Source organism: Paenibacillus wynnii (genome assembly GCF_030812855.1).
Taxonomy (GTDB): Bacteria; Bacillota; Bacilli; order Paenibacillales; family Paenibacillaceae; genus Paenibacillus_AQ; species Paenibacillus_AQ wynnii_A.
Map to the genome: position 1 here is coordinate 104,855 of NZ_JAUSTK010000009.1, position 26,986 is coordinate 131,840.

General features: G+C 47.3%; 25 protein-coding genes and 1 other annotated feature. Of the genes, 19 read left to right on the plus strand and 6 right to left on the minus strand.

Annotated elements, in window-relative coordinates; genetic code table 11:
• The first annotated feature begins 133 nt into the window (after positions 1-133).
• The 3 genes from gltB (at position 134) to J2T20_RS11510 (ending at position 6,599) form a co-directional block, all read left to right on the plus strand.
• On the plus strand, positions 134-4,729 hold the full coding sequence (gltB, locus tag J2T20_RS11500) for a glutamate synthase large subunit (RefSeq protein ID WP_307588550.1): 4,596 nt from the start codon (positions 134-136) through the stop codon (positions 4,727-4,729).
• 165 nt (positions 4,730-4,894) lie between these two features.
• Positions 4,895-5,821, plus strand: coding sequence for an ABC transporter ATP-binding protein (locus J2T20_RS11505; RefSeq protein WP_307588413.1), 927 nt, complete (start codon positions 4,895-4,897; stop codon positions 5,819-5,821).
• Complete coding sequence (locus J2T20_RS11510) at positions 5,814-6,599, plus strand: ABC transporter permease (RefSeq protein ID WP_307588551.1); 786 nt, start codon at positions 5,814-5,816, stop codon at positions 6,597-6,599. The genes J2T20_RS11505 and J2T20_RS11510 overlap by 8 nt, the downstream gene beginning before the upstream one ends.
• A 20-nt stretch (positions 6,600-6,619) precedes the next feature.
• On the opposite strand, the gene J2T20_RS11515 is transcribed toward J2T20_RS11510, so the two are convergent.
• Both J2T20_RS11515 and J2T20_RS11520 read right to left on the minus strand, forming a co-directional pair.
• A complete protein-coding gene (locus J2T20_RS11515; RefSeq protein WP_307588414.1) occupies positions 6,620-7,069 on the minus strand; it encodes a bactofilin family protein in 450 nt (149 codons plus the stop codon).
• 42 nt (positions 7,070-7,111) lie between these two features.
• Complete coding sequence (locus J2T20_RS11520; protein ID WP_307588415.1) at positions 7,112-8,164, minus strand: peptidoglycan DD-metalloendopeptidase family protein; 1,053 nt, start codon at positions 8,162-8,164, stop codon at positions 7,112-7,114.
• A 222-nt stretch (positions 8,165-8,386) separates the two neighbouring features.
• Between J2T20_RS11520 and cls the strand changes: the two genes are divergently transcribed.
• Entirely contained in the window at positions 8,387-9,817 is a 1,431-nt protein-coding gene (gene cls, locus J2T20_RS11525; RefSeq protein ID WP_307588417.1) for a cardiolipin synthase, read from the plus strand.
• A gap of 110 nt (positions 9,818-9,927) precedes the next feature.
• A complete protein-coding gene (locus J2T20_RS11530) occupies positions 9,928-10,818 on the plus strand; it encodes a YitT family protein (RefSeq protein ID WP_307588553.1) in 891 nt (296 codons plus the stop codon).
• Between the two features lie 168 nt (positions 10,819-10,986).
• Here J2T20_RS11530 and ligD read toward each other — a convergent pair whose 3' ends face one another.
• Genes ligD through ku form a run of 3 tightly spaced genes read right to left on the minus strand, consistent with a single transcriptional unit; the run spans position 10,987 to position 13,783 of the window.
• Positions 10,987-11,871 (minus strand): non-homologous end-joining DNA ligase, encoded by an 885-nt coding sequence (ligD, locus tag J2T20_RS11535; protein WP_307588419.1) that lies wholly within the window; start codon positions 11,869-11,871, stop codon positions 10,987-10,989.
• A gap of 16 nt (positions 11,872-11,887) precedes the next feature.
• Positions 11,888-12,838: an ATP-dependent DNA ligase gene (locus J2T20_RS11540; RefSeq protein ID WP_307588421.1), complete on the minus strand. Its 951-nt coding sequence runs from the start codon at positions 12,836-12,838 to the stop codon at positions 11,888-11,890.
• Between the two features lie 12 nt (positions 12,839-12,850).
• On the minus strand, positions 12,851-13,783 hold the full coding sequence (gene ku, locus J2T20_RS11545) for a non-homologous end joining protein Ku (RefSeq protein WP_307588423.1): 933 nt from the start codon (positions 13,781-13,783) through the stop codon (positions 12,851-12,853).
• Between the two features lie 133 nt (positions 13,784-13,916).
• Between ku and J2T20_RS11550 the strand changes: the two genes are divergently transcribed.
• The 8 genes from J2T20_RS11550 (at position 13,917) to J2T20_RS11585 (ending at position 20,702) form a co-directional block, all read left to right on the plus strand.
• Positions 13,917-14,087: a hypothetical protein gene (locus tag J2T20_RS11550; RefSeq protein ID WP_307588425.1), complete on the plus strand. Its 171-nt coding sequence runs from the start codon at positions 13,917-13,919 to the stop codon at positions 14,085-14,087.
• Positions 14,088-14,119: 32 nt separating this feature from the next.
• Positions 14,120-14,305: an H-type small acid-soluble spore protein gene (locus J2T20_RS11555; RefSeq protein WP_307588427.1), complete on the plus strand. Its 186-nt coding sequence runs from the start codon at positions 14,120-14,122 to the stop codon at positions 14,303-14,305.
• A 164-nt stretch (positions 14,306-14,469) separates the two neighbouring features.
• Positions 14,470-15,465 (plus strand): DMT family transporter, encoded by a 996-nt coding sequence (locus J2T20_RS11560; protein WP_307588428.1) that lies wholly within the window; start codon positions 14,470-14,472, stop codon positions 15,463-15,465.
• A gap of 96 nt (positions 15,466-15,561) precedes the next feature.
• On the plus strand, positions 15,562-16,059 hold the full coding sequence (gene tsaE, locus J2T20_RS11565; RefSeq protein WP_307588430.1) for a tRNA (adenosine(37)-N6)-threonylcarbamoyltransferase complex ATPase subunit type 1 TsaE: 498 nt from the start codon (positions 15,562-15,564) through the stop codon (positions 16,057-16,059).
• The gene (gene tsaB, locus J2T20_RS11570; protein ID WP_307588432.1) at positions 16,049-16,849 is read left to right on the plus strand and encodes a tRNA (adenosine(37)-N6)-threonylcarbamoyltransferase complex dimerization subunit type 1 TsaB; all 801 of its coding nucleotides are present in this window, start codon (positions 16,049-16,051) and stop codon (positions 16,847-16,849) included. Before tsaE ends, tsaB begins: the two co-directional genes overlap by 11 nt.
• 3 nt (positions 16,850-16,852) lie before the next feature.
• Positions 16,853-17,371, plus strand: coding sequence for a ribosomal protein S18-alanine N-acetyltransferase (gene rimI / locus J2T20_RS11575; protein ID WP_307588434.1), 519 nt, complete (start codon positions 16,853-16,855; stop codon positions 17,369-17,371).
• 2 nt (positions 17,372-17,373) lie between these two features.
• The gene (gene tsaD, locus J2T20_RS11580) at positions 17,374-18,435 is read left to right on the plus strand and encodes a tRNA (adenosine(37)-N6)-threonylcarbamoyltransferase complex transferase subunit TsaD (protein ID WP_307588436.1); all 1,062 of its coding nucleotides are present in this window, start codon (positions 17,374-17,376) and stop codon (positions 18,433-18,435) included.
• 380 nt (positions 18,436-18,815) lie between these two features.
• Positions 18,816-19,088, plus strand: a binding site (T-box leader).
• 75 nt (positions 19,089-19,163) lie between these two features.
• Positions 19,164-20,702: a 2-isopropylmalate synthase gene (locus J2T20_RS11585; protein ID WP_307588438.1), complete on the plus strand. Its 1,539-nt coding sequence runs from the start codon at positions 19,164-19,166 to the stop codon at positions 20,700-20,702.
• A gap of 408 nt (positions 20,703-21,110) precedes the next feature.
• Here J2T20_RS11585 and J2T20_RS11590 read toward each other — a convergent pair whose 3' ends face one another.
• Positions 21,111-23,066: an ABC-F family ATP-binding cassette domain-containing protein gene (locus J2T20_RS11590; protein ID WP_307588439.1), complete on the minus strand. Its 1,956-nt coding sequence runs from the start codon at positions 23,064-23,066 to the stop codon at positions 21,111-21,113.
• Positions 23,067-23,285: 219 nt separating this feature from the next.
• Here J2T20_RS11590 and J2T20_RS11595 point away from each other — a divergent pair, with 219 nt between their 5' ends.
• The 6 genes from J2T20_RS11595 (at position 23,286) to groES (ending at position 26,947) form a co-directional block, all read left to right on the plus strand.
• Entirely contained in the window at positions 23,286-23,915 is a 630-nt protein-coding gene (locus J2T20_RS11595; RefSeq protein WP_307588440.1) for a 5-formyltetrahydrofolate cyclo-ligase, read from the plus strand.
• A gap of 2 nt (positions 23,916-23,917) precedes the next feature.
• The gene (gene moaC / locus J2T20_RS11600) at positions 23,918-24,394 is read left to right on the plus strand and encodes a cyclic pyranopterin monophosphate synthase MoaC (protein ID WP_307588442.1); all 477 of its coding nucleotides are present in this window, start codon (positions 23,918-23,920) and stop codon (positions 24,392-24,394) included.
• Positions 24,395-24,438: 44 nt separating this feature from the next.
• Positions 24,439-24,924 (plus strand): MogA/MoaB family molybdenum cofactor biosynthesis protein, encoded by a 486-nt coding sequence (locus J2T20_RS11605; RefSeq protein WP_307588443.1) that lies wholly within the window; start codon positions 24,439-24,441, stop codon positions 24,922-24,924.
• Between the two features lie 161 nt (positions 24,925-25,085).
• Entirely contained in the window at positions 25,086-25,325 is a 240-nt protein-coding gene (locus tag J2T20_RS11610; RefSeq protein ID WP_307588445.1) for a twin-arginine translocase TatA/TatE family subunit, read from the plus strand.
• A 114-nt stretch (positions 25,326-25,439) separates the two neighbouring features.
• Positions 25,440-26,201 (plus strand): twin-arginine translocase subunit TatC, encoded by a 762-nt coding sequence (gene tatC, locus J2T20_RS11615; protein ID WP_307588447.1) that lies wholly within the window; start codon positions 25,440-25,442, stop codon positions 26,199-26,201.
• 464 nt (positions 26,202-26,665) lie between these two features.
• Entirely contained in the window at positions 26,666-26,947 is a 282-nt protein-coding gene (groES, locus tag J2T20_RS11620) for a co-chaperone GroES (RefSeq protein ID WP_307588449.1), read from the plus strand.
• The last annotated feature ends 39 nt before the right edge of the window (positions 26,948-26,986 follow it).

Sequence of the window (26,986 nt, forward strand, 5' to 3'; positions counted from 1 at the left end):
TGATAAAATAATATAACGAATCTCTATGAATAATTATTAAGGTTTTGATACAAGCCCAAGAAATTTTCATTTTGTAATATCTTGTATATTTCTGGTGATAATGTCCTACTTTATAATAGAAAGGTTGCGTATGATGAGACACACTGAACTGCCCCCTAAACAGGGCCTTTACGATCCTCAGTTCGAAAAAGATGCTTGCGGAATGGGTTTTGTTGCCCATATTAAAGGTAAGCCCTCCCATGATATTGTAAGCAATGCTTTGACTATGCTCTTTAATATGGAGCATCGTGGAGGCCAAGGAAGCGAACCTAACTCCGGTGACGGAGCAGGTATTATGCTGCAAATTCCGCATAAATTCTTTGCTGCAGAAGCCAAGGCTATTGGCTTTGAGCTGCCTGAGCAAGGTCAATATGGTGTGGGTATGATCTTTTTGTCTCACAACGAAGAGATCCGTGCCCGCCATGAAGCCCAATTAAATGACATTATTGCCGAAGAGGGCCAGGAATTGCTTGGCTATCGTGACGTACCTACCTTTGATGAAATGTTGGGCAAAACAGCTAAAGCTGCAAAGCCTTATGTACGTCAGGTATTTATCGGACGTTCACTGAATATCACCGATGATCTTGCTTTCGAACGCAAGTTGTTTGTTATCCGCAAGCGTGCCGAGCTGGCTATTCGCTACAGCGGAGTGGAAGAAGGCGAGTCCTTCTATCTGCCAAGCTTATCTTGCCGCAAAATCGTATACAAAGGCATGTTAACCACTGCCCAAGTAGGACAGTTCTATATTGATCTACAGAATGAGAATTTGGAATCAGCGATTGCGCTCGTGCATTCCCGCTTCAGCACCAATACGTTCCCTAGCTGGGAGCGTGCGCATCCATATCGCTTCATGATTCATAATGGTGAAATCAATACCCTTCGCGGTAATGTGAACTGGATGCACGCCCGTCAGTCCCTGTTCAAGAGTGATGTGTTCGGAGACGATTTGGCCAAGATTAAACCGGTTATAAACCCGGATGGATCGGATACAGCAATGTTCGACAATACGTTCGAATTCCTGTACCTGGCTGGACGCTCCTTGCCGCAGGTAGCCATGATGATGGTTCCTGAGCCTTGGGGCAACCATGACAGCATGGATCAGAAGAAGAAGGACTTCTATGAATATCACAGTTCTCTAATGGAACCGTGGGATGGACCCGCTGCAATGGGCTTTACCGACGGTGTTCAAATCGGGGCCATTCTTGACCGTAACGGACTGCGTCCTTCACGATACTATGTTACTAAAGATGATTTGATTATTCTCTCCTCCGAAGCAGGTGTTTTGGATATCGCCCCTGAGAACATCCTTTACAAGGATCGTTTGAGACCGGGCCGTATGCTCTTGGTGGATACCAAAGAAGGCCGCATTATATCTGATGAAGAGGTCAAAGCGGCGATTGCTTCTGAGCAGCCTTACCGCCAGTGGTTGGATGAGCATTTAATCAGCCTTGACGAGCTTCCGGATGCACCTGAGCTTCCAAATCCTAAGCATGATAATGTACAGCAGCTGCAGCAGTCGTTCGGATATACTTTTGAAGATTTGCGTAAAGTGCTGGAGCCTATGGCATCTACCGGTCAAGAAGCTATTGGCTCGATGGGTTATGATTCACCTCTGGCTGTGCTGTCGGACCGTCCGCAGCGTTTGTACAACTACTTTAAACAAATGTTCGCCCAAGTAACCAATCCGCCGATTGATGCTATTCGTGAAGAGTTGGTTACCTCAACAACAACAACGATCGGACCTGAGCGCAACTTGCTCAAACCAGAACCGGAGAGCTGCCGTCAGATTTCGTTGGATACACCTATCCTTTCTAATGAGGATTTTGCCAAGATTCGTCATGTACGCCGTGCAGGATTCAAGTCCATGTCCATTCCTATTCTTTTCCCGGCAGAGCTCGGTGCAGAGGGAATGAAAATTGCGATTGACCGTTTATGCGAGGCTGCTGACCGGGTTATTGGCAAAGGGCATAACATTCTCATTCTGTCTGACCGTGGTGTAGACCGCGAGAATGCTGCGATTCCGGCGTTGCTTGCTGTGTCGAGCCTGCATCACCATCTGATTCGTCAAGGCACTCGGACGAAAGTGAGCATTTTGCTGGAGTCTGGTGAACCTCGTGAGGTTCATCATTACGCGGTGCTGCTCGGCTATGGTGTCAGTGCTGTGAATCCATATCTGGCCTTTGAAAGCTTGGACGACATGATCAGTCAAGGTCTTCTGCGGGGAATTTCCCACGAGAAGGCCGTGAAGAACTATATCAAAGCTGCGACTAAGAGCGTAGTTAAAATACTATCCAAGATGGGGATCTCGACTATTCAGTCCTATCGTGGAGCACAAATATTCGAAGCGGTGGGCCTCAACTCAGCATTTGTTGATCGTTACTTCACATGGACACCTTCCCGTATCGGCGGTATCGGTCTTGAAGAAGTGGCGGCAGAAGTCCTCTTTACTCACAACCGCGCCTTTACGGATAAGGATGGCAATGATAAAGTACTGGATTCCGGCGGTGAATACCAATGGCGCAGTGACGGTGAAGAGCATCTCTTCAACCCGCAAACCATTCATTTGCTTCAGCACGCGGTGCGCAGCGGAGATTTCGCTACGTACAAGAAGTTCGCTGCACTTGTTCAAGGTGAGAACGAGAAGCATTTAACGATTCGGTCCTTGTTGCAATTCAAGCCAGAAAATGCACCAGTTCCGCTCGAAGAAGTTGAACCGGCAGAGTCCATTATGAAACGCTTTAAGACCGGCGCGATGTCCTTCGGTTCGATCAGTAAGGAAGCCCATGAGACGCTGGCTATCGCTATGAACCGTATTGGCGGCAAGAGCAACACCGGTGAAGGCGGCGAAGATCCAGCGCGCTTCATTCCGGACAGCAACGGTGATTCACGCCGCAGTGCGATCAAACAGGTAGCCTCCGGACGCTTCGGGGTAACCTCGAATTATCTGGTAAATGCGGATGAAATACAGATTAAGATGGCTCAGGGTGCGAAGCCTGGTGAAGGCGGGCAGTTGCCGGGACGTAAAGTTTATCCTTGGGTTGCTGAAGTACGCGGCTCCACAGCAGGTGTAGGTTTGATCTCACCTCCTCCGCATCATGATATTTACTCTATCGAGGATTTGGCAGAGCTGATCTATGATCTGAAGAATGCTAATCCCCGTGCAAATATTAACGTAAAGCTGGTATCTGAGGTGGGTGTCGGTACGATTGCAGCCGGTGTTGCCAAGGGTCGTGCGGATATCATCCTTATTAGTGGATATGACGGTGGAACAGGGGCATCGCCGATGAACTCCATCCGTCATGCGGGCCTTCCTTGGGAACTGGGTCTGGCGGAGACTCATCAGACACTGATGCTGAACAATCTCCGTGATCGGGTTACTCTGGAAACGGACGGAAAAATGCTTAGCGGACGTGATTTGGCAGTCGCAATCTTGCTGGGAGCCGAAGAGTATGGCTTCTCCACTGCACCGTTAGTAGCTGTAGGCTGTATTATGATGCGTGTCTGTCAGATGGATACTTGTCCGGTTGGGGTAGCCACACAGAATCCTGAGCTTCGCAAGAATTTTGCGGGTGACCCACAGCATGTAGTTAACTTTATGACTTTTGTGGCACAGGACTTACGTGAAATTATGGCTAGTCTGGGTTTCCGCACTATTGAGGAAATGGTGGGACGTACAGATTGTCTGGACGCTTCCATAGTATCCACTCACTGGAAGAAAAAGGGCGTAGACCTTTCCAGTCTGCTGCACACACCACACTTGGCTGAGGGAAGCACACGCTTCCGCAGCAAGCGTCAGAATCACGGACTGGAAGAAACATTGGATGTAAGCCAACTGCTTGAACTGGCAGCTCCAGCACTAGAATCGGGAACTCCAGTAGAAGTTTCCTTACCGATTACGAACGTTAACCGTGCGGTCGGAACGATTCTGGGAAGTGAATTGACACGCAAATACGGCGCTGCCGGATTGCCGGACGATACCATTCAACTTAACTTCACAGGATCGGCTGGACAGAGTCTTGGAGCATTCGTACCTAAGGGCATCACAATTACGGTCGAGGGTGACTCTAATGACTATGTCGGTAAAGGGCTGTCAGGCGGCAAGCTGATCTTGAAGCCGTCTTCGAAAGCGACCTTTGCTGCTGAAGATAACATCATTATCGGTAATACCGCGCTTTATGGAGCTACTGGCGGTGAAGCTTACATCAGCGGAATTGCTGGCGAACGCTTTGCAGTTCGTAACTCCGGTGCCAATGTGGTAGTAGAGGGCGTTGGCGACCATGGTTGTGAATATATGACGGGTGGACGCGTAGTTGTACTGGGCGGAACCGGCCGAAACTTCGCAGCGGGAATGTCAGGCGGTATCGCTTACGTCTACGATGCGGATAATAGCTTTATTAAACGCTGCAATCTAGAGATGGTATTACTCGAGCGTGTGGAGGAGCAAGCGGAGATTGAAGAACTTCGCGGCCTGATTGTACAACATACGGAGCTTACTGGTAGTGCGGTTGGACAACGTATGCTTGATCAATGGGAAGAGCATCTTCCAAAGTTTGCTCGTGTAATTCCTAAGGATTACAAGCGGATGATGCAGCATATTCAGAAGGTTGAAGATGCAGGGTTAACGGGTGAGGCTGCGTTAATGGCTGCTTTTGAAGCAAACATGCGTGAACTGGCCCGTGTTGGCGGATAATAAGAGATAGCTTAAATCATCATATTATTTGAGCATTCATGTAAGAGGGACTCGATCTTTTTCCATAACGGAAGGGGTTGGGTCCCTTTTTTGCAATATATGTATATTGAAATTTCGGAAAAAGGGTAAATGTGGTAAACTGCTAAGAGAAAGGAAGTGAGACTTATGATTAAAACGACAGATGAGTTGGAGCCTGTAGCCCGCTTGCAGGGAGTCACTAAGAAAATAGGCTCCAAAACGCTGGTTGGTGACCTTACATTGGACATTCCGCCTGGCCAAATATTTGGCTTTCTGGGTCCGAACGGAGCAGGTAAAACTACCACAATCCGTATGATGGTAGGTTTGATCTCGATTAGCCGCGGGGATATACTGATTTGCGGTCGGAGCATTAAGGATGAATTTGAAGAGGCCATTGCGAACATCGGTGCTATTGTTGAGAATCCTGAAATGTATAAGTTCCTGACAGGGTATCAGAATCTGCGCCAATATGCACGGATGGTGCCGGGGATAACGAAGCAGCGGATTGATGAGGTAGTAGAGCTTGTCGGGCTTGGGAAAAGAATCAACGATAGGGTTAAGACTTATTCGCTCGGAATGCGTCAGCGATTAGGTGTAGCACAAGCATTGCTGCACCGACCAAAGCTGCTTATTCTTGATGAACCGACGAATGGGCTCGATCCGCAAGGGATCCGTGAGCTTCGGGATTATTTGCGCCGTCTTTGCCAAGAGGAAGGGACCACGGTATTTGTCTCCAGTCATCTCCTATCCGAGATGGAACTAATGTGCGATCGAATTGCTATTATCCAGAATGGTCGGTTGGTGGATGTGAAACAGCTTAAGGCAGTGGGGAATGCAACGGTGCCGATGGGTGAAACTTTGTTCGAGGTTGATAATGCAGAAGCTGCGCAGGAACTGATTGGCAGCGGAACATTAAAAAGCGGGGGACTTGTTGTTGAGGCAGCCCGTGAGGAAATAGCAGAAATAAATGCAAGGCTGGTGTCGGGCGGTATTAAGGTATACAGTATCAAGATGCTTTCCCGTTCACTCGAGGATCAATTCTTGGAGATTACTGGAGGTGAAGGCATTGGGTGAGTTCGCTGCTCTCATACATAATGAGAATATCAAAATTTATAGTCGTGTCCGCACATGGATTATGCTAGTTATTCTAGCCGTCATGAGTGCGTTGTTTCCGGTGTTGATCTATTACACAAGCGGAAGCGACTCATCAATTGAGCTATGGGGAAGCTTTCAAATCACAATAAGTATCGCTTTCTTCCTGAATACGATTTTCACCGTTGTTGTAGCATCCGACTCCGTTGCGGGCGAATTTACCTGGGGAACGATCAAGCTGCTGTTGATTCGCCCGTGGAGCCGCTCCAAGATATTACTGTCTAAATATATATCAGTGGTATTATTCAGTTTGCTAAGCACCGGGGTACTAATCGCCTTCGGTTTCGCATCTTCAGCTATATTTTCTTCTTCTACTGGAGAAGGAATGGCAACCGCAGCAAGCTGGAGTCCGGCTGAATATACTTTTTTGATTATTATGTGCCAATATATTGTACTGTTCCTGACCGCCGCAATTGCTTTTATGGTATCCACCGTATTTAGGGCTAGCGGTCTGGCTATCGGCTTATCGTTATTTATTATGTTTGCCAAGAATATTTTTATCTCGATCTTTAATCCGGAGCGTTACGAGTGGGCAAAGTATTTAATATTCACCCACATGGATTTACAGGGGTACCTAGTATCAAAGACAGGTCCGGGCGGAGTGTCATTAGGGTTTGCCGTGACCATACTTGCCGTCTATTATGTTCTATTCCTGTTGGTTTCTTGGATGGTCTTCCGTAAAAGGGATGTCTCCACCTAAGACTTGAAAGAAGTGCAGCCTTAACCGGCTTCCCGAGAGTCCTGCTGTTTAGAAGCACGTGTATTCTTCTTATTCATATTGGTTTCAATGTCTAACCCGCCCGTCTTGTCAGGGGCGGGTTGTTCTGTCATGGACACAGAGCCGTTCAACAGTCCGCCCTCCATAATGGAAAGGGTACAGGAGGTGATGTTTCCATAAATCTGTCCGCTCCCCAACATGAGGATATGGCGTTCTGCAGAGATATCTCCGAAGACTTTTCCAGCTATAATAATTTCCTCTGCGACAATGCTTGCATGAACAGTTCCTTGTTCCCCAACAGTGACGGTACCGCTGCAATGAATTTCACCGCTAAAAGACCCTTCAATCCGCAAATTCGTATCACAATGAACCTTACCCTCGAGAGTTCCTCCATGTCCGATCAGTGTGTCCGTTGACTTGAAAGGGGAGCGCTGCTGCCTCTGTATCCACATAATTAGTCCTCCTATACTTTCCATATGGCTCTGCATTGTACCCTATGAATTCTGCTGTATATACCCCATTGGGTTAACGGGTTTGTTCTGTTTAACGACCTGAAAGTGGAGATGAGGACCTGTACTGCGGCCTGTACTGCCCAGCCCCCCAATCTTCTGTCCTTTGACAACCTTCTCACCGGGAGAGACATTCATACTGCTGAGGTGCATGTACCAGGTTTCTAATCCGTTACTATGCTTGATAACGATGAATTTTCCCCGGGCACCCTTTTGATCTACCGTAATAACCTCCCCGTCCTGAGCTGAAAATACAGGATCACCGATATCGCCGGCAATATCAATACCGGAGTGGAATGCGGATGATCCCTTGAACGGATCGGTTCGATAGCCGAAGCTCGAAGTAATAACTTTAGAAAGAGTCGGCCACATCACGGCTGATGACAGCTTTGATTTCGGGGTGGTTATTTTTGTTGCTTGCAGAGTATCCGCCTTTTTCGCTTGTGAGATGGTAACAGGAATACTGTTAACCATTTCTTCTAAGATACTGCGTATTTCCGCAAAGTCATCTTTAGTTTCCTGCACCAGATTTACAGCTTCGCTATTGTACACGGCGATGTATTCACCGCCAACCTGCGAGCTGGAGGATAACTTAACGGGATGGTTTATAACCCCGGAGCTTGAGCTAGTGGTTACGTTATTGCTCTCTTTAGAGTCTGGGCTGTTTTGCTTTTGAATTAAACTCTGCAGTTGCTGTTCCAGCTCACTTACACTTTTCAGCTTGTCTTTGATATTGTCTGCCTCTTCGGAGAGATCAGTCACCTCCATTTGCAACTGCTGCAGCGCCTCCTCTTTGTCAGCGACCTGTATTTCCATACGTAGATTATGAAGTGAGAGAGCTGCAGCTTCTGCCTCGAGCTGGGCGATGGATTGGGAAGAATGATAATGCATGGAAGTGACCAAGCTGGAGATGGAGAGAGCGGCCGCGGCGGGAATGGCAAATGCCAATGGCTTCGAAATCCGAAGCTGTCTGACGGGACGCCCGGCATCCCGGACGACGAGCAGCGTAATCTGATTATGATCTGGCTGACTCTTCATGACGTCTCCTTCCTGCGGTTTCGAGAACCGCTAGAGTTGCAAAGTGTAATTATTTTTAACCTAAGGGCTCATCCGTTTTCTCTTACTACTCTATGTATTCAGTTATATTGAGGAACATGACAAAGGTTGCTTGAATAAAGGAAGGGAATCTCGGCAAAACCAATAGAGTATGGAGACAGGTTATTGCTATTAGTACCCGGTCACACAGGGGGAGTTGAGAGTATGAAGACAGTCGCGATTATTTTGTGCCTTTTTTACATCCAAATGGCTATTATTTTACTTCTGGAGTTTCGTCGTCCGCAAAGAACCGTCGCCTGGTTGTTTATTTTGTTATGCTGTCCGCCACTGGGGCTGCTGTTTTATTACTATTTTGGTCGTGATTATAGGCAGATCCAACAAATTAATAAGCGGAAAATCCCCTTGTTGCGAGAGTTAAGGGAACATGTAAAGAATAGATGTCTCGTGGTGGAAAATCCGGAGGATAGCGGCAATTCGGCTTTTAACAACCAGATGGATTTGCTTCAACTGCTCTCCCATCTGCCAAAGGGTCCAATTACCGGGAGAAATCAGAGTCGTTTTTTATTTAATGGTCATGAAGCGTTTGATGCCATGCTTGAAACCATGGAGTCGGCACAAGAGCACATACACTTGGAATATTACACCTTTAATTCGGATATTATCGGTGAGCGGTTTCAGAAGCTTCTGATTCGAAAGGCACGGCAGGGTATAAAGGTACGGCTTCTATGCGATGGTACTGGCAGTTTAAAGTTAAGTCGGAAGTTTATTAAGCAATTGAAAAGTGGGGGGGTGGAATTTCACTTCTTTCTTCCTCCACTTTTGAGTTTCATGGAGCGCCGATTAAATTACCGAAATCACCGCAAGATTCTAATTGTTGACGGTCTCATCGGCTTTACCGGGGGTATGAATGTGGGGGATGATTATTTATTAAAGGCTACCGGAATAGGGAGTTGGAGAGATACTCACTTACAGCTGGAGGGGGACTGTGTCTATTATCTGCAATTTGTATTCCTTAAGGATTGGAGACTTGCTTCCGGTGAGCGGCTTAGCCATCCCCGCTTGTTTCCTATTCACCCCTGCCAGGGTACAGAAGCCATTAAAATCGTCATAAGCGGTCCTGATGAGGATGTGGATGCATCAGAGGAGATCTGTTTTGCCTCGCTGTGTGCAGCCAAGCGCCGTATCTGGATTACCACGCCCTATTTTATTCCCGATTCCCCCATTATTCGGGCTCTTAAAACTGCACGGCTCCGCGGGGTGGAAGTAATAATTATGATTCCCGGTAAACCCGATGTGGAATTTGTATATCAGGCTTCACTGTCCTACGTTGAGGATTTACAGGATGCAGGTGTAAAGTTCTATAAATATCGAGGCGGGTTTATACATGCAAAAATTATCATTGTGGATGATCTTTTAGTGTCCGTAGGTGGCCCAAATCTGGATATGAGAAGTCTCTACACTAATTTTGAATGTTCTACAGTGTTACTGTCTCCAGAGAGCATCACTAAGATTGCTGCTCAATACCAGGTTGATCTGGAGAATTCGGACTTGATAGATCCGGAAATATTTAAAAAGCGGGGTCGTTTAGTTAAACTCAGGGAAAATCTGAGTAAATTGTTGTCGCCGCTGTTATGAGTGGATGGTTAGCATTCCTTCATGAAATGAGGTTCAGTATGATATAATAAAGTATATTAAAAAAACTATACTGTAATTTTAGGGGGAGTTCTATGAATGTAAGCCAACAAATGTTGACTAAAAAGGAATTCAACAAACCGCAAAAATCTGGGGCTTTTAAAACAGCTAAGCTGGCTCAGAGGATCATTATGATCATTATCGGAGCGGCTATGATGTCCGTTGCACTTGAGATTTTCCTCGTTCCCAATCAATTAATTGATGGCGGAATCACCGGTATTTCCATTATGCTTTCACATATTTTTGAAATTCCCCTCGGTATTTTATTAACCTTACTGAACCTTCCGTTTTTAATCATCGGGTATAAGCAGATTGGCAAGACGTTCGCTTTATCCACTTTGTTTGCTGTTGTGCTCATGTCTATCGGTACTCAACTGTTGCATCCAGTCCAACCTATGACGGTTGAACCGCTGCTTGCTGCGGTATTTGGGGGTGTGATTCTCGGAGTGGGTGTCGGACTTGTAGTGCGTTATGGAGGATCGCTGGATGGTACGGAAATTGTGGCCATTCTGGTCTCTAAGAAGCTTCCTTTCTCTGTAGGAGAGGTCGTTATGTTCTTTAACCTGTTTATTTTGTCAGGAGCAGGTTTTGTATTTGGCTGGAATAATGCCATGTTCTCACTGATTGCCTACTATATCGCATTTAAGATGATCGATGTAACGCTTGAAGGTCTGGATCAATCGAAGTCTGTCTGGATTATCAGTGATAAATTCCGAGATATTGGTGAGGCACTGACGGAGCGTTTAGGACGTGGTGTTACTTACCTGGAAGGTGAAGGCGGGTTTTCAGGTGACAACAAAAAAGTTATCTTTGTAGTCATCACACGTCTTGAAGAAGCGAAGCTTAAAGCTATCGTTGAGGATTGGGATACGGATGCATTTGTTGCAATCGGTAATATCCATGATGTTAAGGGTGGGCGTTTCAAGAAAAGAGCCATCCATTAGCCGAGTTCATATACAAGCTCTACTTAACTGAAAGGCATTTGTACGTAAGATTAGAGCAATAAATGCGGCGGGGAAATTCCTGTGGTCGTATTCTCATATATATTACTTTCGTCCACGAGTTGGGCGTTGGATCAGCCCGTAGCATGGGTTCATGCTGCGGGCTGATCTTTATTTTAGCTGTCTGATAATATCTTCCACCGGCTGAGGGGGCACCTTTTCTATCAAATCTCCTAAGCGGCCCAATCGCTCTTCAATGTTCAGCAGGTGAAAGTCAGTAGGAGCCACATCCTTATCGACCTCGGCCCAGGTTAGAGGTGTAGATACAGTAGCTAATGGGCGTGCGCGCGGAGTATAAGGAGCTGCTAAAGTTTTCCCCCCGAAATGTTGAAGGTAGTCAAAATAAATTTTATCCCCACGGTCTTTCTTCAAACGTTCCAGTGTGAATAGTCCCGGGTATTTTTCGGTGACAAAACGTCCGACAAAGTGGCCGATTTTACGAAGCTCCAAAAAGGTGACACCCGGTTTAACGGGAATAATAATTTGAATACCGGTGGCCCCGGAAGTCTTGGGTACGGAGTTCAATCCAAGTGAGCTAAGCACGCGCCCTACAATAGATGCAGCTTCCATAATACGGGGTTCGATCTCAAGGGAGGGATCCAGATCGATCATCCATTCACAGGGGAGGTCGCTGCCGATATAGTGTAAGGAGGGGTGGAATTCCAGTGCGGCGAGATTGCCAAGCCAGAGCAGTTCGGGCAAACCTTCAAGCACAATATAAGTGATGTTGTCTTGAGTATAGGTTTGAACGAAGGGAGGCAAGGGATCGGGTGCATTTTTTTGATAAAAAGACATCCCCCCTACACCATGGGGATAGCGGATGACCGTCAGCAACCGTTTTTGGCAATAGCGGAGCAGATACGGGGATAAGGCGGCAAGCTTTTCTAAATAGATTCGTTTCGTGATGCCGCGCTCGGGCCAGAGCAACTTATCTGGATTGGTGATGGATAAGGTTTGGCCGTGTATGGTAATAGAGCCTTTGACGGATACCGGCATATAAATGTCCTCCTTTCTAGTTTTTTTGCCCCGTTAATCTGCATTCCCTAGGTGGAATATCCACTGAAGCCTGAATCACCGGGTGGCGAAGCGTACCTGAAGGGTTCCACTCCAGAAAATGAACCTTAAAGACCAACTGAGGGGAAACCCAGAAAGCTCCTGCATAGCGCTGTGGGAGGTTGGTAAAAGGCATGGTTGGGGTAGCAAGCTTAAGGGCTTGGTTAGTCAACAGGCGCCAGTCCTCCATTTTCAATCTTCCGGAACCTGCATGGCCTATATATTGCAATCTTCCTTCTTCGTCATACAGGCCCAGCAGAAGGGCGTTAACCCGTCCATCTCGAAAGGTAACGCCTCCGGCTACGGCTGTGACGTCGGAAATGATTTTTCGTTTTTGCCAGCGTTTGTCTTTTCCGCCTGGAGTATAGGTGCTAGAGAGGTCTTTACACATAATCCCTTCTAATTCATGGGATTGGGCTGAAGCCCAAAGTTCTTCCGGATTCGTATAGCTAGGGACAATTTGAACATGCGGATATGGGATTAACATTTCCTTAAGCAGTGCCTGTCGACTTGATAAGGGCTGGTTGAGTGTCCAAATCCCGTTGCAAAATAAAATATCGAATACCATATAAATGACCTGTATCTGATCCTTTGCTGAGCGGATGGCGGCTTCTTTCCTTAAGCTGTCACGCCTCATGACCTCTTGGAAGGAGGGTTTTCCGTTGCTTAGCGCAATAATTTCTCCATCCAGAATAACGGAGTCTGCCTTGCAGTAAGCCTTGATGTCTGTAAGCTCAGGGTATTGCGGAGTTCTGCGATTCCCCCGACGGTTAATTAGCTCCGTGCAACCCCCGTCATAATAGGACAGCATACGAACGCCATCCCATTTGATCTGGGCAATCCATGTATCTCCAACGGGAAGCTGATTCGTAAGGATCGGCTCAAAAGGTATAATAGGAGAAAATTTCATTAGCCGATCCCCCTAAGATACGGTTTCTTTACTCTTGGCACTCCGCCGCTTGGGCTTGGGTGTGATCACAGGTGCTTCTGCCGTATCTTTTTTTGATTTTGTCGCTGCCTTTTTGGCACCGCCTGCTGCAGCTTTGCGGGATTTCGGTGCAGTTACAGTCCCAGGATCTGAAGGGATATGCTGTACCGCTTCTATACTGGCCTGTAAAGCTGCCATCAGGTCGATCACATTGCTCTCCTGGCGTACTGGTACAATGTGGAATTCTTCCCCTGCTATCTTGTGGGAAATTAGATCAAGCATTCGTTGCCGATAATCATCGGTATATTTGCCAGGCTCAAATGGAGTGGATAATTGGGAAATAAGAATCTTAGCCATATCCAGCTCCTTATCATTTACAGCTGCTGCTTCCGGCAGGTTAGGGACTTGGGAGACCGGGCGAATCTCATCGGGATAATAGATGGTCTCGATCGCCAGGCATTCTTCCAGAACTCTGATGGCTGCCAGACTGCTTTTAGAGCGGATGGATATTTTGGCAATGCCGATTTTACCGGTTAGTCTCATAGCTTCCATAAGAAGACGGTATGCATTAGTCCCTGCTTGGTCTGGAGATAAATAATAGGTTTTCTGAAAATACATCGGGTCAATCTCAGTCAAGTCTACAAAGTCCAAGATGGTAATGTTCTTGGTACTTTCCTCAGTAAGCTGATCCAGTTCTTCTTTATCGAAGGTGATGAACTTCCCTTTCTCATATTCATATCCCTTGCCGATCTCTTCCCAGGCGACCTCTTTATCACAGACAGGGCATTTGCGTACGTAGGACAATGGACTTCCGCATTCTTTGTGGATATAACGCAATGAAATGTCTTTGTCTTCCGTAGCCGAGAACATTTTAACCGGCACATGGACAAGTCCGAAGCTTATAGCCCCTTTCCAAACGGTATGCATGACTGACACCTCCTACAATTTTTACGCTTAGTATGAAGCGAAAGGCATTTTTCTAGCCAGATGCATTTTTTGTAAAGCATGGGGGAGAATAAGCCAAGCACAAAAACGAAATCGGTTATAGCGGAGGAATATTGTGGATCATCGATTAAGCGAAACCTTAGGTGAGGGCTTTATCCCGGCTGTTGCAGTGGATTGGGAGGCCATAACCTCTCTCTCGGAAGATTTTGAATCGGATATGGATACGAATAACTTAGATCCGGAGGGGACCTTAGGTGATCTCTCCGAGATGGAACCGAACGAATAGACTTTAACGACCGATGGAAGGGGAACAGGGTAATGGATGTTCAGCGCGCACAGGATATTTTTGCATCCAAGGATATGATTGCCGTTCATTTAGACGGAGAACCGGTATGGATTGAGGAAGTGGATGTTGCGAATAAGATGGCTACCGTTCAGGTTGGATCCCGACCAACCAATACGCACACAGTGGGTGTGGAACGGCTGGAGGAACAAGATCACTAACTCGTAAAATTGGAAGTACATCGATAAATATTGTCGACTTAAGGCCATGTGTGGGATTACCACACATGGTTTTTTTTGTTTTTATGGATTGACGATATGATCTGACAACCCATATATTAATTTTAAATATAAGTTTGAATTGGATAAGGAAAGAGTTGATAGTCATGCGTCCTTTGTTGCTCGGTATTTGTTCGGCTTTATTTTTTGCAGTAACATTTGTATTAAATCGCCGGATGGAGCTTTCAGGGGGAAGCTGGGCATGGAGTGCGTCTTTACGCTATTTGTTTACACTGCCTTTCTTTTTCACTATTGTGGCAGGGCGGAGGAAGCTTAAACCTCTGTTAACAGCGATGTCAGAGCGCCCTGTGGCCTGGTTGAAATGGGGAACCGTCGGCTTCGGGCTGTTCTATGCTCCAATCTGTTTTGCTGCTGCCTACGCCCCGGGCTGGCTCACTGCAGGAACATGGCAGATTACCATCATCTCCGGCTCCCTGCTTGCCCCTTTCTTCGGACAATGGGTGACGAGTCCTAATGGCACTGTGTACCAGCGTGGGAAGCTTCCTTTAATGGGACTAGCTATGTCTCTTATTATTCTCGCAGGTGTGGCCTTGCTTCAGTTGGAGCATTCACAGTCTTTGACACCAAGACAGATCCTGCTGGGTATCCTCCCGGTTCTAATCGCTTCCTTCGCGTACCCGCTCGGAAATCGTAAAATGATGGTGCTGTGCGGCGATCAATTGGATGTATATCAGCGAATTCTCGGGATGACTTTGGCGAGTCTACCTTTTTGGCTTATTATAGCTGTTTACGGGTTGTTTGAGACGGGTCTACCTTCTACAGAACAGATAGGGCAATCCGCGATTGTAGCGGTATGCTCAGGAGTGATTGCGACAGTACTTTTTTTCCGCGCTACAGATATGGTTCGGCACAGTATGACAGGTTTGGCTGCAGTCGAGGCCACTCAGTCATTGGAGGTACTGTTTGCCTTGTTTGGTGAAATGTTGATCTTATCGGCCCCGGCACCTTCCGCCCTCTCTTGGATAGGAATTGCAGTCATTATGATTGGGATGATATTTCATAGTTTGGTGTCACAGCGATCAGGCAGAAAGTTCTCAACAGTAAAACATAGCACAAAGAAAATATATCCTCCCAGTGCCTAAGGAATCGGTATCGACAATTGTTGCGGTAGGGCAATCATATCCGATATAATAAAAAGTATTGAAATTCGGAGGGTATAAGAAAAAGGTGGTCGTTGAGTGGACAATATTACAGAGACGGTTTTCACTTACCGTTCTTACAGCCTTGAGGATACTGAACTTTTGGCGGGTGCAATTGCAGCTGCTTCTACGGCAGGTACTGTCATAGGACTGGACGGTGACTTGGGAGCAGGGAAAACAGCATTTTCGCAAGGTTTTGCCCGCCATTTGGGAGTACAGGGCATCGTTAACAGTCCTACTTTTACAATTATTAAGGAGTACTCGGGACACTTGCCGCTCTACCATATGGATGTTTATCGGCTATCCATTCAGGAGGCAGATGAGCTCGGGCTAGATGAGTATTTTTATGGACAAGGGGTTTGCCTTGTAGAATGGAGCAGTATCATCACAGAGTTATTGCCTCCGCGGCATTTGCACATCTATATTGAGACGGTTGGATTGGAAGAACGAGTGATCACGCTGACCGGAATCGGGGAGCCATATGGGGCCGTTTGCCGTAATCTGATCCAGAATGGGGTTAAGAAAGATGACGATTGAAAAGAAGGAGCCGCGTAAGCGGTTTTTGGCGTTGGATACCTCCACGGCAACACTTGGTGTAGCCGTTACGGAGAACAATAGTGTGGTTCATGAGATTAATGCTTCCGGTGAGCGGAATCATTCTGTTCATTTGCTGCCTATTATAGAACAGGCTTTGCAGGCTTCGGGAACAAGCGGGAATTCACTTGCTGGTATTTCCGTTGGAGTGGGACCCGGCTCTTATACAGGCACACGTATTGCTGTAAGTGCTGCGAAGACGCTGGCTTGGGCTTGGGATATTCCTGTGGTCGGCGTCTCTAGTCTCCAAGCGCTGGCATGGGGTGGCTTCATGAAAAGTTCGGAGGATGCTGTGGATGATCATCACGCTCCGGATTGGATTATTCCGCTGCTGGATGCCCGCAGAGGTCAAGCCTATACGGCTTTATTTGCTTCTAACGGGAGGGTTAGCCCGGAGAGGCTTGCGCCCGATGCCATCCGTTTAATGCAGGATTGGGTTCAGCAATTAATACAACTTCTACAGCAGGCCGAAGTCGAAGGGAACAAGCCGCACTGCCTATGGTTCGTAGGGGAGACCTCACTACATGCAAGTGATGAATCACTTGAATTGCTTAGAGGAATAACGGACATACGTGCGGTGCCTTATGAGCTTGAAGGTCGCTGGACGGGATTTCTGGGTGAAGAACGGCATTCTCACGGGAGTGACGACATTCATAGCCTGATTCCTAACTATACACAGCTTACCGAAGCGGAAGTTAATTTGCGTAAAAGCACTGAAGGAGGCTCGAAATAAAAGATGACGGAAGCGGATGCAGTTAGAGAGCAAAGTGACCGGCTTGTATTTCGGCTGATGAGGGTGGAGGATATCCCTAATATTCTGATTATCGAGCGGGAAGCTTTTACAATGCCATGGACCGAAGAAGCGTTCCGGAATGAACTGACGCATAATCATTTTGCTAAATATATGGTTATGGAACATCAAGGTCAAATTATCGGTTACGCAGGTTTGTGGGCGATTGTGGATGAGGCGCATGTGACGAATATCGCTTTGCTTGAGGCTTTTCGGGGGCGGAAGTGGGGAGAACAGCTGCTGGATGAGCTGATGAAAACGGCCTCATACCTCGGTATGAAATCTATAACACTGGAAGTAAGGGTATCGAACCAGATCGCCCAGAATTTATATCGCAAAAAAGGCTTCCGGTCCGCCGGCACGCGTAAGGGATATTACTCCGATAACCGTGAGGACGCACTGATTATGTGGGCCGATCTGCCGGCTTACGAGGAAGAAAGGGTTAGGGAAGGAAGCGTGAAATAGGAATGGAGATTGACAAGGATATGGATAAGGGAGCTTCTCAAGCTGTATATATATTGGCGATTGAGACAAGTTGTGATGAGACAGCCGTCGCAGTCGTTAAGGACGGCAGTGAGGTGCTGTCCAACATCATTTCCAGCCAGATTGAAACTCACCGAGCCTTTGGTGGAGTTGTACCGGAGGTGGCCTCCCGTAAGCATGTAGAGGTAATTACGCTGATCATAGAAGAGGCAATGGCTGCTGCCGGAATACAACCTCACCAGCTAGCCGCTATAGCTGTAACCCAAGGCCCCGGCTTAGTGGGGGCTTTGCTTGTAGGAGTGGTAGCCGCGAAGAGTCTTGCACTGGCTTGGGGTAAACCTCTAATCGGTACACACCATATTGCCGGTCATATTTATGCTAACCGGCTTGTGACAGAATTGAAATATCCCTGCATGACTCTGGTAGTGTCCGGGGGCCATACCGAGTTGGTTCATATGGAGCAGGAAGGCAAGTTCCGTATAATCGGCCGTACCAGAGATGATGCTGTAGGTGAAGCCTACGACAAGGTTGCCCGAGCTTTAGGTTTTCCTTATCCTGGAGGTCCGCATGTGGACCGTCTGGCCCGGGAAGCATCGGAAGTAGTAACCCTCCCGCGTGCCTGGCTGGAGCCGAACTCCTATGACTTCAGCTTCAGTGGCCTGAAATCGGCTGTCTTGAATGTAGTGAATCAGACCAAGATGAAGGGTCTGACACCTGACGTGGCTGCGATTGCCCGCGGTTTTCAAGAATCGGTTGTTGAAGTCCTTGTAGAGAAGGCTATTCGTGCGGTTCGGTCGACTGGTGCCAAACAGCTTCTGCTGTGTGGTGGTGTTGCTGCTAATGGGGGTTTGCGCGCGGCGCTTACAGCGCGGTGTAAAGTAGAGGGAATCGAGCTTATTATCCCGCCTCCTATATATTGTACGGATAATGCGGCAATGATAGGTGCTGCGGCTTATGTGAAATGGCGGCATGACGGCGGCACTCCGCTGGATATGGTGGCTGATCCCGGCTTTTCATTGGAAAAGTGGTCCGTTTCAGCCTATTGACTATTGCCATAGAACCCGAGTATAATCTTGTCAATTAAAGAAAAGATAAACGCAATGATCGGAAGCATTAGGGGAATCCGGGATAAGAGAGCTGCGGGTAGGTGCGACGCAGTCGAAGGATACCTGAACTCGTCCGTGAGCGGAATGGTGGAACAGGGACCAAAAGCTAAGGTCTAAGTACACGATTACGGGTCACCTCCGTAAGAGGGTTGTCATGTAAGTGACGAGGAAGAATGATTTCCTTGAAGCTGTGTGACAGGTAGAGTGGGTGTCTTGGACTGCATAAGTATTGCAGAATCTTGATGTCAACAAGAGTGGTACCGCGAAGGTTAACAGCCTGTCGTCTCTTGAATGAGATGGCAGGCTTTTTTGTGTATATTTATAACGCAATGAACGGGAGTAGTAAAGGGTAATGTGATGATCAGAGAGCTGCGGGGTGGTGTGACGCAGACATCGCAGCCCTTGAAGCTCGCCCGGGAGCGGAATGGCGGAAAGGTAAAGATACGCCGTTACGGATGTCTCCGTTACCAGACCTTCACTTATTTCGTGCTTTAGCAAGAAGATGAGTGGAGCAGAGCTGGACGCAGCTGGGTCATTACTGCCTATGCGTCAACAAGAGTGGTACCGCGGAGGGGAAACCCGTCGTCTCTTACAAAGAGATGACGGGTTTTTGCGTTTTTTTATTAACGTATCCTTCAGAACCATATAAAACTTTAGGAGGAATTTCCATGATTATTCCGGTAAAGAAACGTATTCAGATTTTTGATACCACCCTGCGTGATGGTGAACAGGCTCCAGGTGCCAGCCTGACTCCCGAGCAAAAGATACTACTTGCCGTAAAGCTGGGCGATCTGGGTGTGGATGTATTGGAGCCCGGTTTTCCAGTATCGAGTCCGGGTGATTTCGCGGCGGTTGAGACGATTTCACGTAAGATACGGAATGTGGAAATTTGCGGTTTTGCACGTGCGGTTAAAGGAGATATTGATGCTGCCCTGAGGGCTACACGTGACGCCGAACGTAGACGTATTCATTTGTTCATCTCGTCCTCCGACATTCATCTGCGCCATCAACTGCGCAAGAGCAGACCTGAGGTTGTGGCTGCTGCAAGAGAAATGACAGCATATGCCCGCCAGTTCTGTGAGGTTGTAGAGTTTACAGCTATGGATGCAGCACGAACCGGAATGGATGACTTAATTGAGATGGTCGAAGCGGTTATTGAAGAGGGAGCTACCATAATCAATTTGCCGGATACCGTAGGTTATGCTCTGCCGGGGGAATACGGAGAGATGTTTCGCAGGGTAAGACTGGGTGCAAGAGGAGGGGAAAGGGTTAGTTATAGTGCTCACTGCCACAATGATTTGGGTCTTGCTGTTGCGAATAGTCTAGCGGCGATCGAGGGGGGAGCGACCCAAATTGAAGTAACCGTTAATGGTGTGGGCGAACGTACGGGTAACTGTGCATTAGAGGAACTGGTGATGGCGCTGGAGACACGCGGGGATGTTCTTGGTGCTGAGACGGGAATTGTTCTGGATAAGTTATATGACGTCTCGCGATGGGTTAGCGGAGCCATGCATTTCCCAATTGCTTATAATAAACCGGTTGTAGGCCGAAACGCCTTCCAACATGAATCGGGTATTCATCAGGATGGATTGCTGAAGGATCGCAGTACGTACGAGATTATGGACCCTGAGCGTTTGGGGATTCCAAGAAGCATGATTATTCTGGGCAAGCATTCTGGCAGACATGCATTAAAAGATCGTGTAGCAAAATACGGAATCGCTCTGGACCCTCAGGAACTGGAGACGCTGTACGAATCCTTTAAGCAAACAGCAGACCGTCAAAAGGTTGTCAGTGATGATCAGCTGCTTCGAATGGTAAGCAGCACAACAGGTCAGCAGGCACAGGTCTATGATCTGGGTGATGTACAGGTCTTGGCCGGAAGTGCACCGCGCCGAATTGCAGCGGTCACCGTTCGTCACTTGAAAAGCGGTACGGAATCGTCGCATACCAGTATGGGAGACGGACCGCTTGAGGCCGTGATCGCTGCGATTGGGCAAGGGATATCTGAGAATATCGAATTTGCTGGTCTTGAACTCCACTCCCTTGGAAGCGGGGAGAATGCTCAGGCGGAGGCAGCCGTAATGGTGGAGTGGGAAGGGATGAAATTCAGAGGAACAGCCACCCATCAGGATATTGTAATGGCGGCTGGGATTGCTTATATCGCTGCCTGCAACTCTGCTTTGCTCAGCACCCTCTCTGATAAGTAATACCTACAAATTCACGGCCTTACTAAATAAGGAAACTGAAGCTTCATTTTAGGCTTAAAAAGTAGAGATTTAGAGCGGACGCGCATTTTGTCAAGATGTGGACAAAGTTATCCACAACTTCTTCTGCAATTGTGTAAAAAGCGTGTAAAACCAGCATTATCGCCCCTTTTTTGAATCCTCAAAATAGGGGCTTTTATTAAGGAGATAAGTTGTGGAAATTGTGGATAATGTGGATAAATCGGTGGATAAAAAATCATTGACAACATAAATAGCGATTTAATGCCTAAAAAAAGACCCAAAGGGTCTTTTTTTAGGGAAGGTTATACACCGAATCTGGGGATACAGCTGTGGATAAGTATTTATGAACAAAACCAAAACAGTTTAAAAATATTTTCTGTGTAATTTACACTATTCGTCAGCTAGAATTTCCCATTCGCTAAAATATCCTGCCAGCCGCTCTTTTTTGATTTTTAAATCCTGTTCATGCTCCTGCAGCGCCATATAATCCTGATAGACCTCCGGCTTCGTCATTTCATTCTCTATACCGGCAATTTCTTCTTCCAAGGAGGAAATGTTTTCTTCCAGTTCGGCAATACGCCGCTGGCGGGTACGTTCCTCTCGTTTGGTCTGTTTATCCGCTTCAAAGGAGGTAGAAGTTCCTTTTTCAACAATTGTGGCGCTGTCCTTTCCGATATTCTTTGAGGCTCCTGCGGATGCTTGCTCTGCTGCTTCTTTGGCAATATCCTCAAGCTCGCGTTTTTTATCGACATAATCATCGTAGTTCCCAAGATAAGGATCAATACCGTTCGGATGAAGCTCTAATACACGCTCCGCCATCTTGTTAAGGAAATACCGGTCATGGGATATGAAAAGCAAAGTGCCCTCAAAATCCATCAGTGCGGCCTCAAGCACTTCCCGGCTGACCAAATCCAAATGGTTGGTAGGCTCATCGAGAATAAGCATGTTAGCACCGCGCAGCATGAGCTTGGAGAGGGCAACCCGCGCTTTTTCACCGCCGCTTAATGCCGCAATCCTTTTCAGGACATCCTCGCCGCTGAACAGGAAGTTGCCGAGAATGGTTCTAATCCGAGCTTCCTCCAGCATCGGATATTCGCTCCATAGCTCTTCAAGAACGGTATTACGAGGGTTGAGACGGGTCTGCTCCTGATCATAGTAACCAATCTTTACCTTGGCACCCCAGTTCACGCTTCCGGCCGAAGGCTCACGGCTGCCGATTAGGCATTGCAGCAAGGTGGACTTCCCGATTCCGTTTGGACCAATAAGTGCAGCAGTTTCACCGCGCCGAAGTTCAAAGGATGCCCCAGTGAACAAGGGTTCGCCTTCAACAAAGGCGACTGCGGCGTCACGAACCTGCAATACCTCTTTACCGGACATGAAATCAGGCTCGAAGGAAAAGTTGGCTTTTTTTAGATCACCCATAGGTTTATCCAATCGGTCCATTTTCTCCAAGGCCTTACGCCGGCTTTGTGCCCGTTTTGTAGTTGAGGCCCGTACGATATTGCGTTGAACAAAATCCTCCATACGGGAAATTTCATCCTGTTGCTTATCGTATTGCTTAAGTCTGATTTCATACTCGGCAGCTTTAAGTTCCATATATCGTGAGTAATTTCCAGTGTAGCGTTGGGATTGATGGCGTTCGATCTCGACTATGGTAGTGACAAGACGATCTAGGAAATAACGGTCATGGGATACGACCAGTATCCCGCCGGCATACCCTCGTAAATAATCCTCCAGCCAAGTGAGGGTTGCGATATCCAAATGGTTGGTAGGCTCATCCAGTAACAGAAGATCAGGGGCCTGAAGTAGAATGCGGGCCAATGCGAGTCTAGTCTTCTGACCGCCGCTTAATGTGGAGATCGGTGTCTCTGGAGCAAAGTCGCCAAAGCCCATGCCGTGGAGAATACTCCGAATACGTGTATTCATTTCGTAGCCGCCATGATCCTTGAACCAATCTGAACGCTGGGCGTACTTTTCCAGCAGGTCTTCATATCGCTTCGGATCTTCCGCAAGCCGTGGATCAGCAATCTGCTGCTCCAGCCGACGAAGTTCTCCCTCTGCTTCTATCAGCGGAGCGAATACAGCCAACATCTCTTCTTGAATGCTGCGCTCGGATTGCAATCCGCTGTTCTGGGCCAAGTAACCAATGGTGGTTTCTTTTGATTTATGAATTTGTCCGCCGTCATAAGACATTTCTCCGGCTAGAATTTGTAGGAATGTAGATTTACCGGCACCGTTAACTCCCACGAGACCGACTCTTTCCTTTTCATTTACTTGCAGGCTGATGCCGTCTAATATGCTTGTTATACCGTATGATTTCGTAATACCTGTCGCTTGAAGAAGCATAACAATGAAACCTCCACCCATGCATTTTTCGCCTTGGCATCTATAGCCGCAGCCTTGGATTATCTATTACTTTAGTTTACATGAAAAGCGTTTTCTACGCGAGAGCCTGCAACTGGCGGGTGAGATTACGTATTTAAGCTATCTTGGCGAACCGGGGACAAGAGTGGTAAACTGAATGTACCAACAAGATTAGGAATGGAAAAGAGGAGGGGGCCGCTGATGTCAGGCCACGATGTTATCCTCGCTGAAGAAAAGCAGGTGCTTCGCCGTCAGATGGCTGTTGCCCGGGACACGGTATCCCCCGACCAGAGAGAGTACTTATCCTCGCTGGTCTGCGGTCATGCTTGGAACTTTCTGCAGATGAATAATGCAACTTCTCTTATGACCTACGTCGCCTTTCGTTCCGAGCTGGATACCCGGCCTATTATCGGCAAAGCTTGGGAGGAACAGTGGGAAGTATATTTACCCCGTGTGCTTCCCGGCAGCGGGACGATGGCCGTACATCGGGTTCGTTCCTGGAGCGAGCTGGCTCCCGGAGCCTTCGGGATTCCGGAACCGATTGTTCCCGAGGAAACCGATTCAACTCTTAGTTCTTTGCCGGCCATTGTATTTGTACCTGGGCTCGCTTTTGACAAGCGGGGTGGCAGGCTTGGCTACGGGCGAGGCTACTATGACCGTTTACGGGCGACCTGGGAGTCTGTTACTCTGGATTCGGAGATACCTCCGATTTGGATTGGACTTGCCTACAGTATACAGCTGGTAGATAAAGTGCCAATGGATATTCATGATGCCTTCATGGATTTTCTAATTACCGAGGATGGCATACTAGACTGTCGGAAGGAGAATTAGGATTGAAGCTGACACATTTCAACGAGCAAGGAAGAGCAAGAATGGTTGATGTGAGCGACAAGGAAATTACCACTCGGATGGCTACCGCAGTAAGTCAGGTCAAGATGTCTCCCGGGACATTCAAGGCCATTAAGGAAGGCACCGTTGGTAAAGGGGATGTCCTTGCCGTTGCTCAGGTTGCCGGAATTATGGCGGCCAAGAAGACGGCAGACTGGATACCCATGTGCCATCCATTACCGCTTACGGGTATTGATATCCGCTTTTCCGATAACAACAAAGATGAACTATATATAGAAGCAACAGTCAAAACTACAGGGAAGACGGGTGTGGAGATGGAGGCGCTGACCGCTGTTTCCGCATGTGCATTAACTGTGTACGACATGTGCAAGGCACTGCAGAAGGACATGATTATTGGACCGACCATGCTTGTCTCCAAGAGTGGCGGCAAGAATGGGGATTACGAGCGGGAAGAAGGATAATATCCTGGAGCACTACAAAGTACATAGAGAGGAAGGTCGAACCTATGGCGTGGAAGACAGCAATCCTGACAGCTAGCGATAAAGGGGCTAGAGGTGAACGTGAAGATACGAGCGCCCAGGTCATCAGGGAACTGGTTGAGGAGGAGCTTGGGGGCGAGATTGTTGAATACAGAATCGTACCCGATGAGCAGGATGAGATTATCGCGGCATTAATTGAATTGACAGATTATTTTCAGGCCGATCTGGTACTGACAACCGGTGGAACAGATCTGGCGATACGTGATGTAACACCCGAAGCAACCCGGCGTGTAATCGAGCGGGAGGTACCTGGACTATCGGAAGCTATGCGGAGTACTGTTATGCAGAAGAATCGGAGTGTAATGCTGTTTCGCGGGATATGCGGTATTCGCGGACGTACACTTATTGTCAATCTGCCCGGAACTCCGAAAGGTGTTCACGAGAATCTGGCGGCCATAATGGATCAGCTGCCTGAAGCACTTTTAATGGTCACAGGCCAATATCGTCAATAACCACCTCTGTTCAAAAGAAAGCCTTGCGGCAGCTCTCCCTGTTACTACAATCGTTACAGCATTTGTCATAGATAAGAGATGCATGTGTGACATTAGTTATGGTATCATTGAATTGTTAGAACGATATCGTGAACGGTTAACAGTAACAAGGAGGGATAACTATGCCGAATATAGGTACACCAGGAATTATTTTGTTAGTCATATTGGCGCTGCTGCTCTTTGGTCCTAATAAACTTCCAGAGCTTGGCCGTGCGGTAGGACGGACTTTTCGTGAGTTTAAAGAAGGTGCGCGTGATGTTATAGGCGATGCAGAACCGACTCATAAAAAAGAAGCTCCTGTTGCGGCTGCCCCGCAGAACGTTTCTGCAAATATTACGCAGGACAAACGCTTGCCGGAATAATAGTACAACGAACACAGGGGGCTATCCTGTAAGTCACAAAGACTTATGGGACACTCCCTTTTTTGCGCTTAAAAGCCAATATGAACTTTATAGCTGAAATGGGATGGTGGCAGCATGTCTCTGGAATCGGAAGGAATGTCGGTGGTTGATCATCTCACCGAACTGCGCAAAAGAATCATCTATGTGCTGCTTGTATTTTTAGCGGGACTTGTGGGCGGACTGTTCTGTGCGAGACCCATTTATAATTATCTGATCAGCGCGGATATTGCCCAAGGCTTCGTCTTGCATGCTTTTTCGTTTTGGGATGGGATCGGGATGTATATGAAGATTGCGATGACGGTATCACTTGTGTTATCCATACCTTTCATCGTTTATCAGCTGTGGGCGTTTATAAGTCCCGGACTGCGCCCGGAGGAACGAACAGCAACCCTGCGTTATGTACCTTATGTATTCATACTTTTTGTACTCGGTGTCGCTTTTGCTTATTACGTTATTTTTCCAATGGCACTCTCCTTTACCATCTCCATTACTAGAAGTATGGGGCTTGAAGAGACTTACGGAATCGCACAATATTTCAGCTTTATGTTCAGTTTGGTCATACCGTTGGCGATCTTGTTTGAGCTACCCTTGCTCGTTATGTTTTTGACTAAGCTACGTATTCTTAATCCGCTGCGTCTGCGTAAAATGCGTAGATATGCTTACTTTGCGCTTGTCTTTATTGCGGTGGTCATTACTCCGCCGGACTTCATTTCGGACTTTCTAGTCACGATTCCACTGCTGGTGCTCTATGAGTTCAGTGTATTTCTGTCCTCCATTGTGTACCGTAAGCAACTTACTGCCGATGCGGAGCGGGAGGCGCGTTATAGTAAGACCTAAACCCTCCAGAGGTTGACTATAGGAGCGAACAGAGCGGAGGGTCGGAGGGATTCTGAAGAAACGGCAGTGTTCGCAAGAACCCTCCGAACCCGTAGCGGTTTGTTTCACATACGTTCAACCACTGATTTTGGTTTTGAGCCAAGATTTTAAGGCATATTTTTTTTCGGAGTGGATAGAATGAAAGAAGGTATGACTTGTACAGGCCCTAAAACCATATTTTTCCCGAAAAAGAGGGCGATTTGTGTAAAAGGACTTGAAATTCCCATTCAAGTTGAGTATCATAAAAATTGTTGTTAGCACTATAGGCTGTCGAGTGCTAATGTGCTGAAAAATATGGAAACAGGCGCTGAATGTTACGCTAAGCTCATATTTTTCGAGAATATCTGTGAATCTAACGATTCATTTGATAGTCCTAACTATTGTTTTCAAGGTAAAAAACATAATTCAAAGGAGGCTATTTTTTCATGATCAAACCTTTAGGTGAACGCGTATTAGTAGAAGCGAGCGAAGCGGAGGAAACCACTTCTTTCGGAATCGTACTTCCAGACTCTTCAAAGGAAAAGCCGCAAGAAGGTAAAGTTATTGCCGTAGGAAGCGGAGCATTGAAGGATGGAGTTCGTGTACCTTTGGAAGTTAAAGAAGGCGATCGCGTTATTTTCTCCAAGTATGCAGGAACAGAAATCAAGTATGAAGGTAAAGAATATTTGATTATGAAAGAAAGCGACATTCACGCGATCTTGGGCTAAGCACAAGATTCTCATAAGTAGTAACCCAATTACTTACAA

What these genes read in the sequence shown, in the direction of transcription:
- gltB (WP_307588550.1), top strand. Translation starts at nt 134, where the DNA reads ATGAGACACACTGAACTGCCCCCTAAACAGGGCCTTTACGATCCTCAG.
- J2T20_RS11505 (WP_307588413.1), top strand. Translation starts at nt 4,895, where the DNA reads ATGATTAAAACGACAGATGAGTTGGAGCCTGTAGCCCGCTTGCAGGGA.
- J2T20_RS11515 (WP_307588414.1), bottom strand. Translation starts at nt 7,069, where the DNA reads ATGTGGATACAGAGGCAGCAGCGCTCCCCTTTCAAGTCAACGGACACA.
- J2T20_RS11520 (WP_307588415.1), bottom strand. Translation starts at nt 8,164, where the DNA reads ATGAAGAGTCAGCCAGATCATAATCAGATTACGCTGCTCGTCGTCCGG.
- cls (WP_307588417.1), top strand. Translation starts at nt 8,387, where the DNA reads ATGAAGACAGTCGCGATTATTTTGTGCCTTTTTTACATCCAAATGGCT.
- J2T20_RS11530 (WP_307588553.1), top strand. Translation starts at nt 9,928, where the DNA reads ATGTTGACTAAAAAGGAATTCAACAAACCGCAAAAATCTGGGGCTTTT.
- ligD (WP_307588419.1), bottom strand. Translation starts at nt 11,871, where the DNA reads ATGCCGGTATCCGTCAAAGGCTCTATTACCATACACGGCCAAACCTTA.
- J2T20_RS11540 (WP_307588421.1), bottom strand. Translation starts at nt 12,838, where the DNA reads ATGAAATTTTCTCCTATTATACCTTTTGAGCCGATCCTTACGAATCAG.
- ku (WP_307588423.1), bottom strand. Translation starts at nt 13,783, where the DNA reads ATGCATACCGTTTGGAAAGGGGCTATAAGCTTCGGACTTGTCCATGTG.
- J2T20_RS11555 (WP_307588427.1), top strand. Translation starts at nt 14,120, where the DNA reads ATGGATGTTCAGCGCGCACAGGATATTTTTGCATCCAAGGATATGATT.
- J2T20_RS11560 (WP_307588428.1), top strand. Translation starts at nt 14,470, where the DNA reads ATGCGTCCTTTGTTGCTCGGTATTTGTTCGGCTTTATTTTTTGCAGTA.
- tsaB (WP_307588432.1), top strand. Translation starts at nt 16,049, where the DNA reads ATGACGATTGAAAAGAAGGAGCCGCGTAAGCGGTTTTTGGCGTTGGAT.
- rimI (WP_307588434.1), top strand. Translation starts at nt 16,853, where the DNA reads ATGACGGAAGCGGATGCAGTTAGAGAGCAAAGTGACCGGCTTGTATTT.
- tsaD (WP_307588436.1), top strand. Translation starts at nt 17,374, where the DNA reads ATGGAGATTGACAAGGATATGGATAAGGGAGCTTCTCAAGCTGTATAT.
- J2T20_RS11585 (WP_307588438.1), top strand. Translation starts at nt 19,164, where the DNA reads ATGATTATTCCGGTAAAGAAACGTATTCAGATTTTTGATACCACCCTG.
- J2T20_RS11590 (WP_307588439.1), bottom strand. Translation starts at nt 23,066, where the DNA reads ATGCTTCTTCAAGCGACAGGTATTACGAAATCATACGGTATAACAAGC.
- J2T20_RS11595 (WP_307588440.1), top strand. Translation starts at nt 23,286, where the DNA reads ATGTCAGGCCACGATGTTATCCTCGCTGAAGAAAAGCAGGTGCTTCGC.
- J2T20_RS11605 (WP_307588443.1), top strand. Translation starts at nt 24,439, where the DNA reads ATGGCGTGGAAGACAGCAATCCTGACAGCTAGCGATAAAGGGGCTAGA.
- J2T20_RS11610 (WP_307588445.1), top strand. Translation starts at nt 25,086, where the DNA reads ATGCCGAATATAGGTACACCAGGAATTATTTTGTTAGTCATATTGGCG.
- tatC (WP_307588447.1), top strand. Translation starts at nt 25,440, where the DNA reads ATGTCTCTGGAATCGGAAGGAATGTCGGTGGTTGATCATCTCACCGAA.
- groES (WP_307588449.1), top strand. Translation starts at nt 26,666, where the DNA reads ATGATCAAACCTTTAGGTGAACGCGTATTAGTAGAAGCGAGCGAAGCG.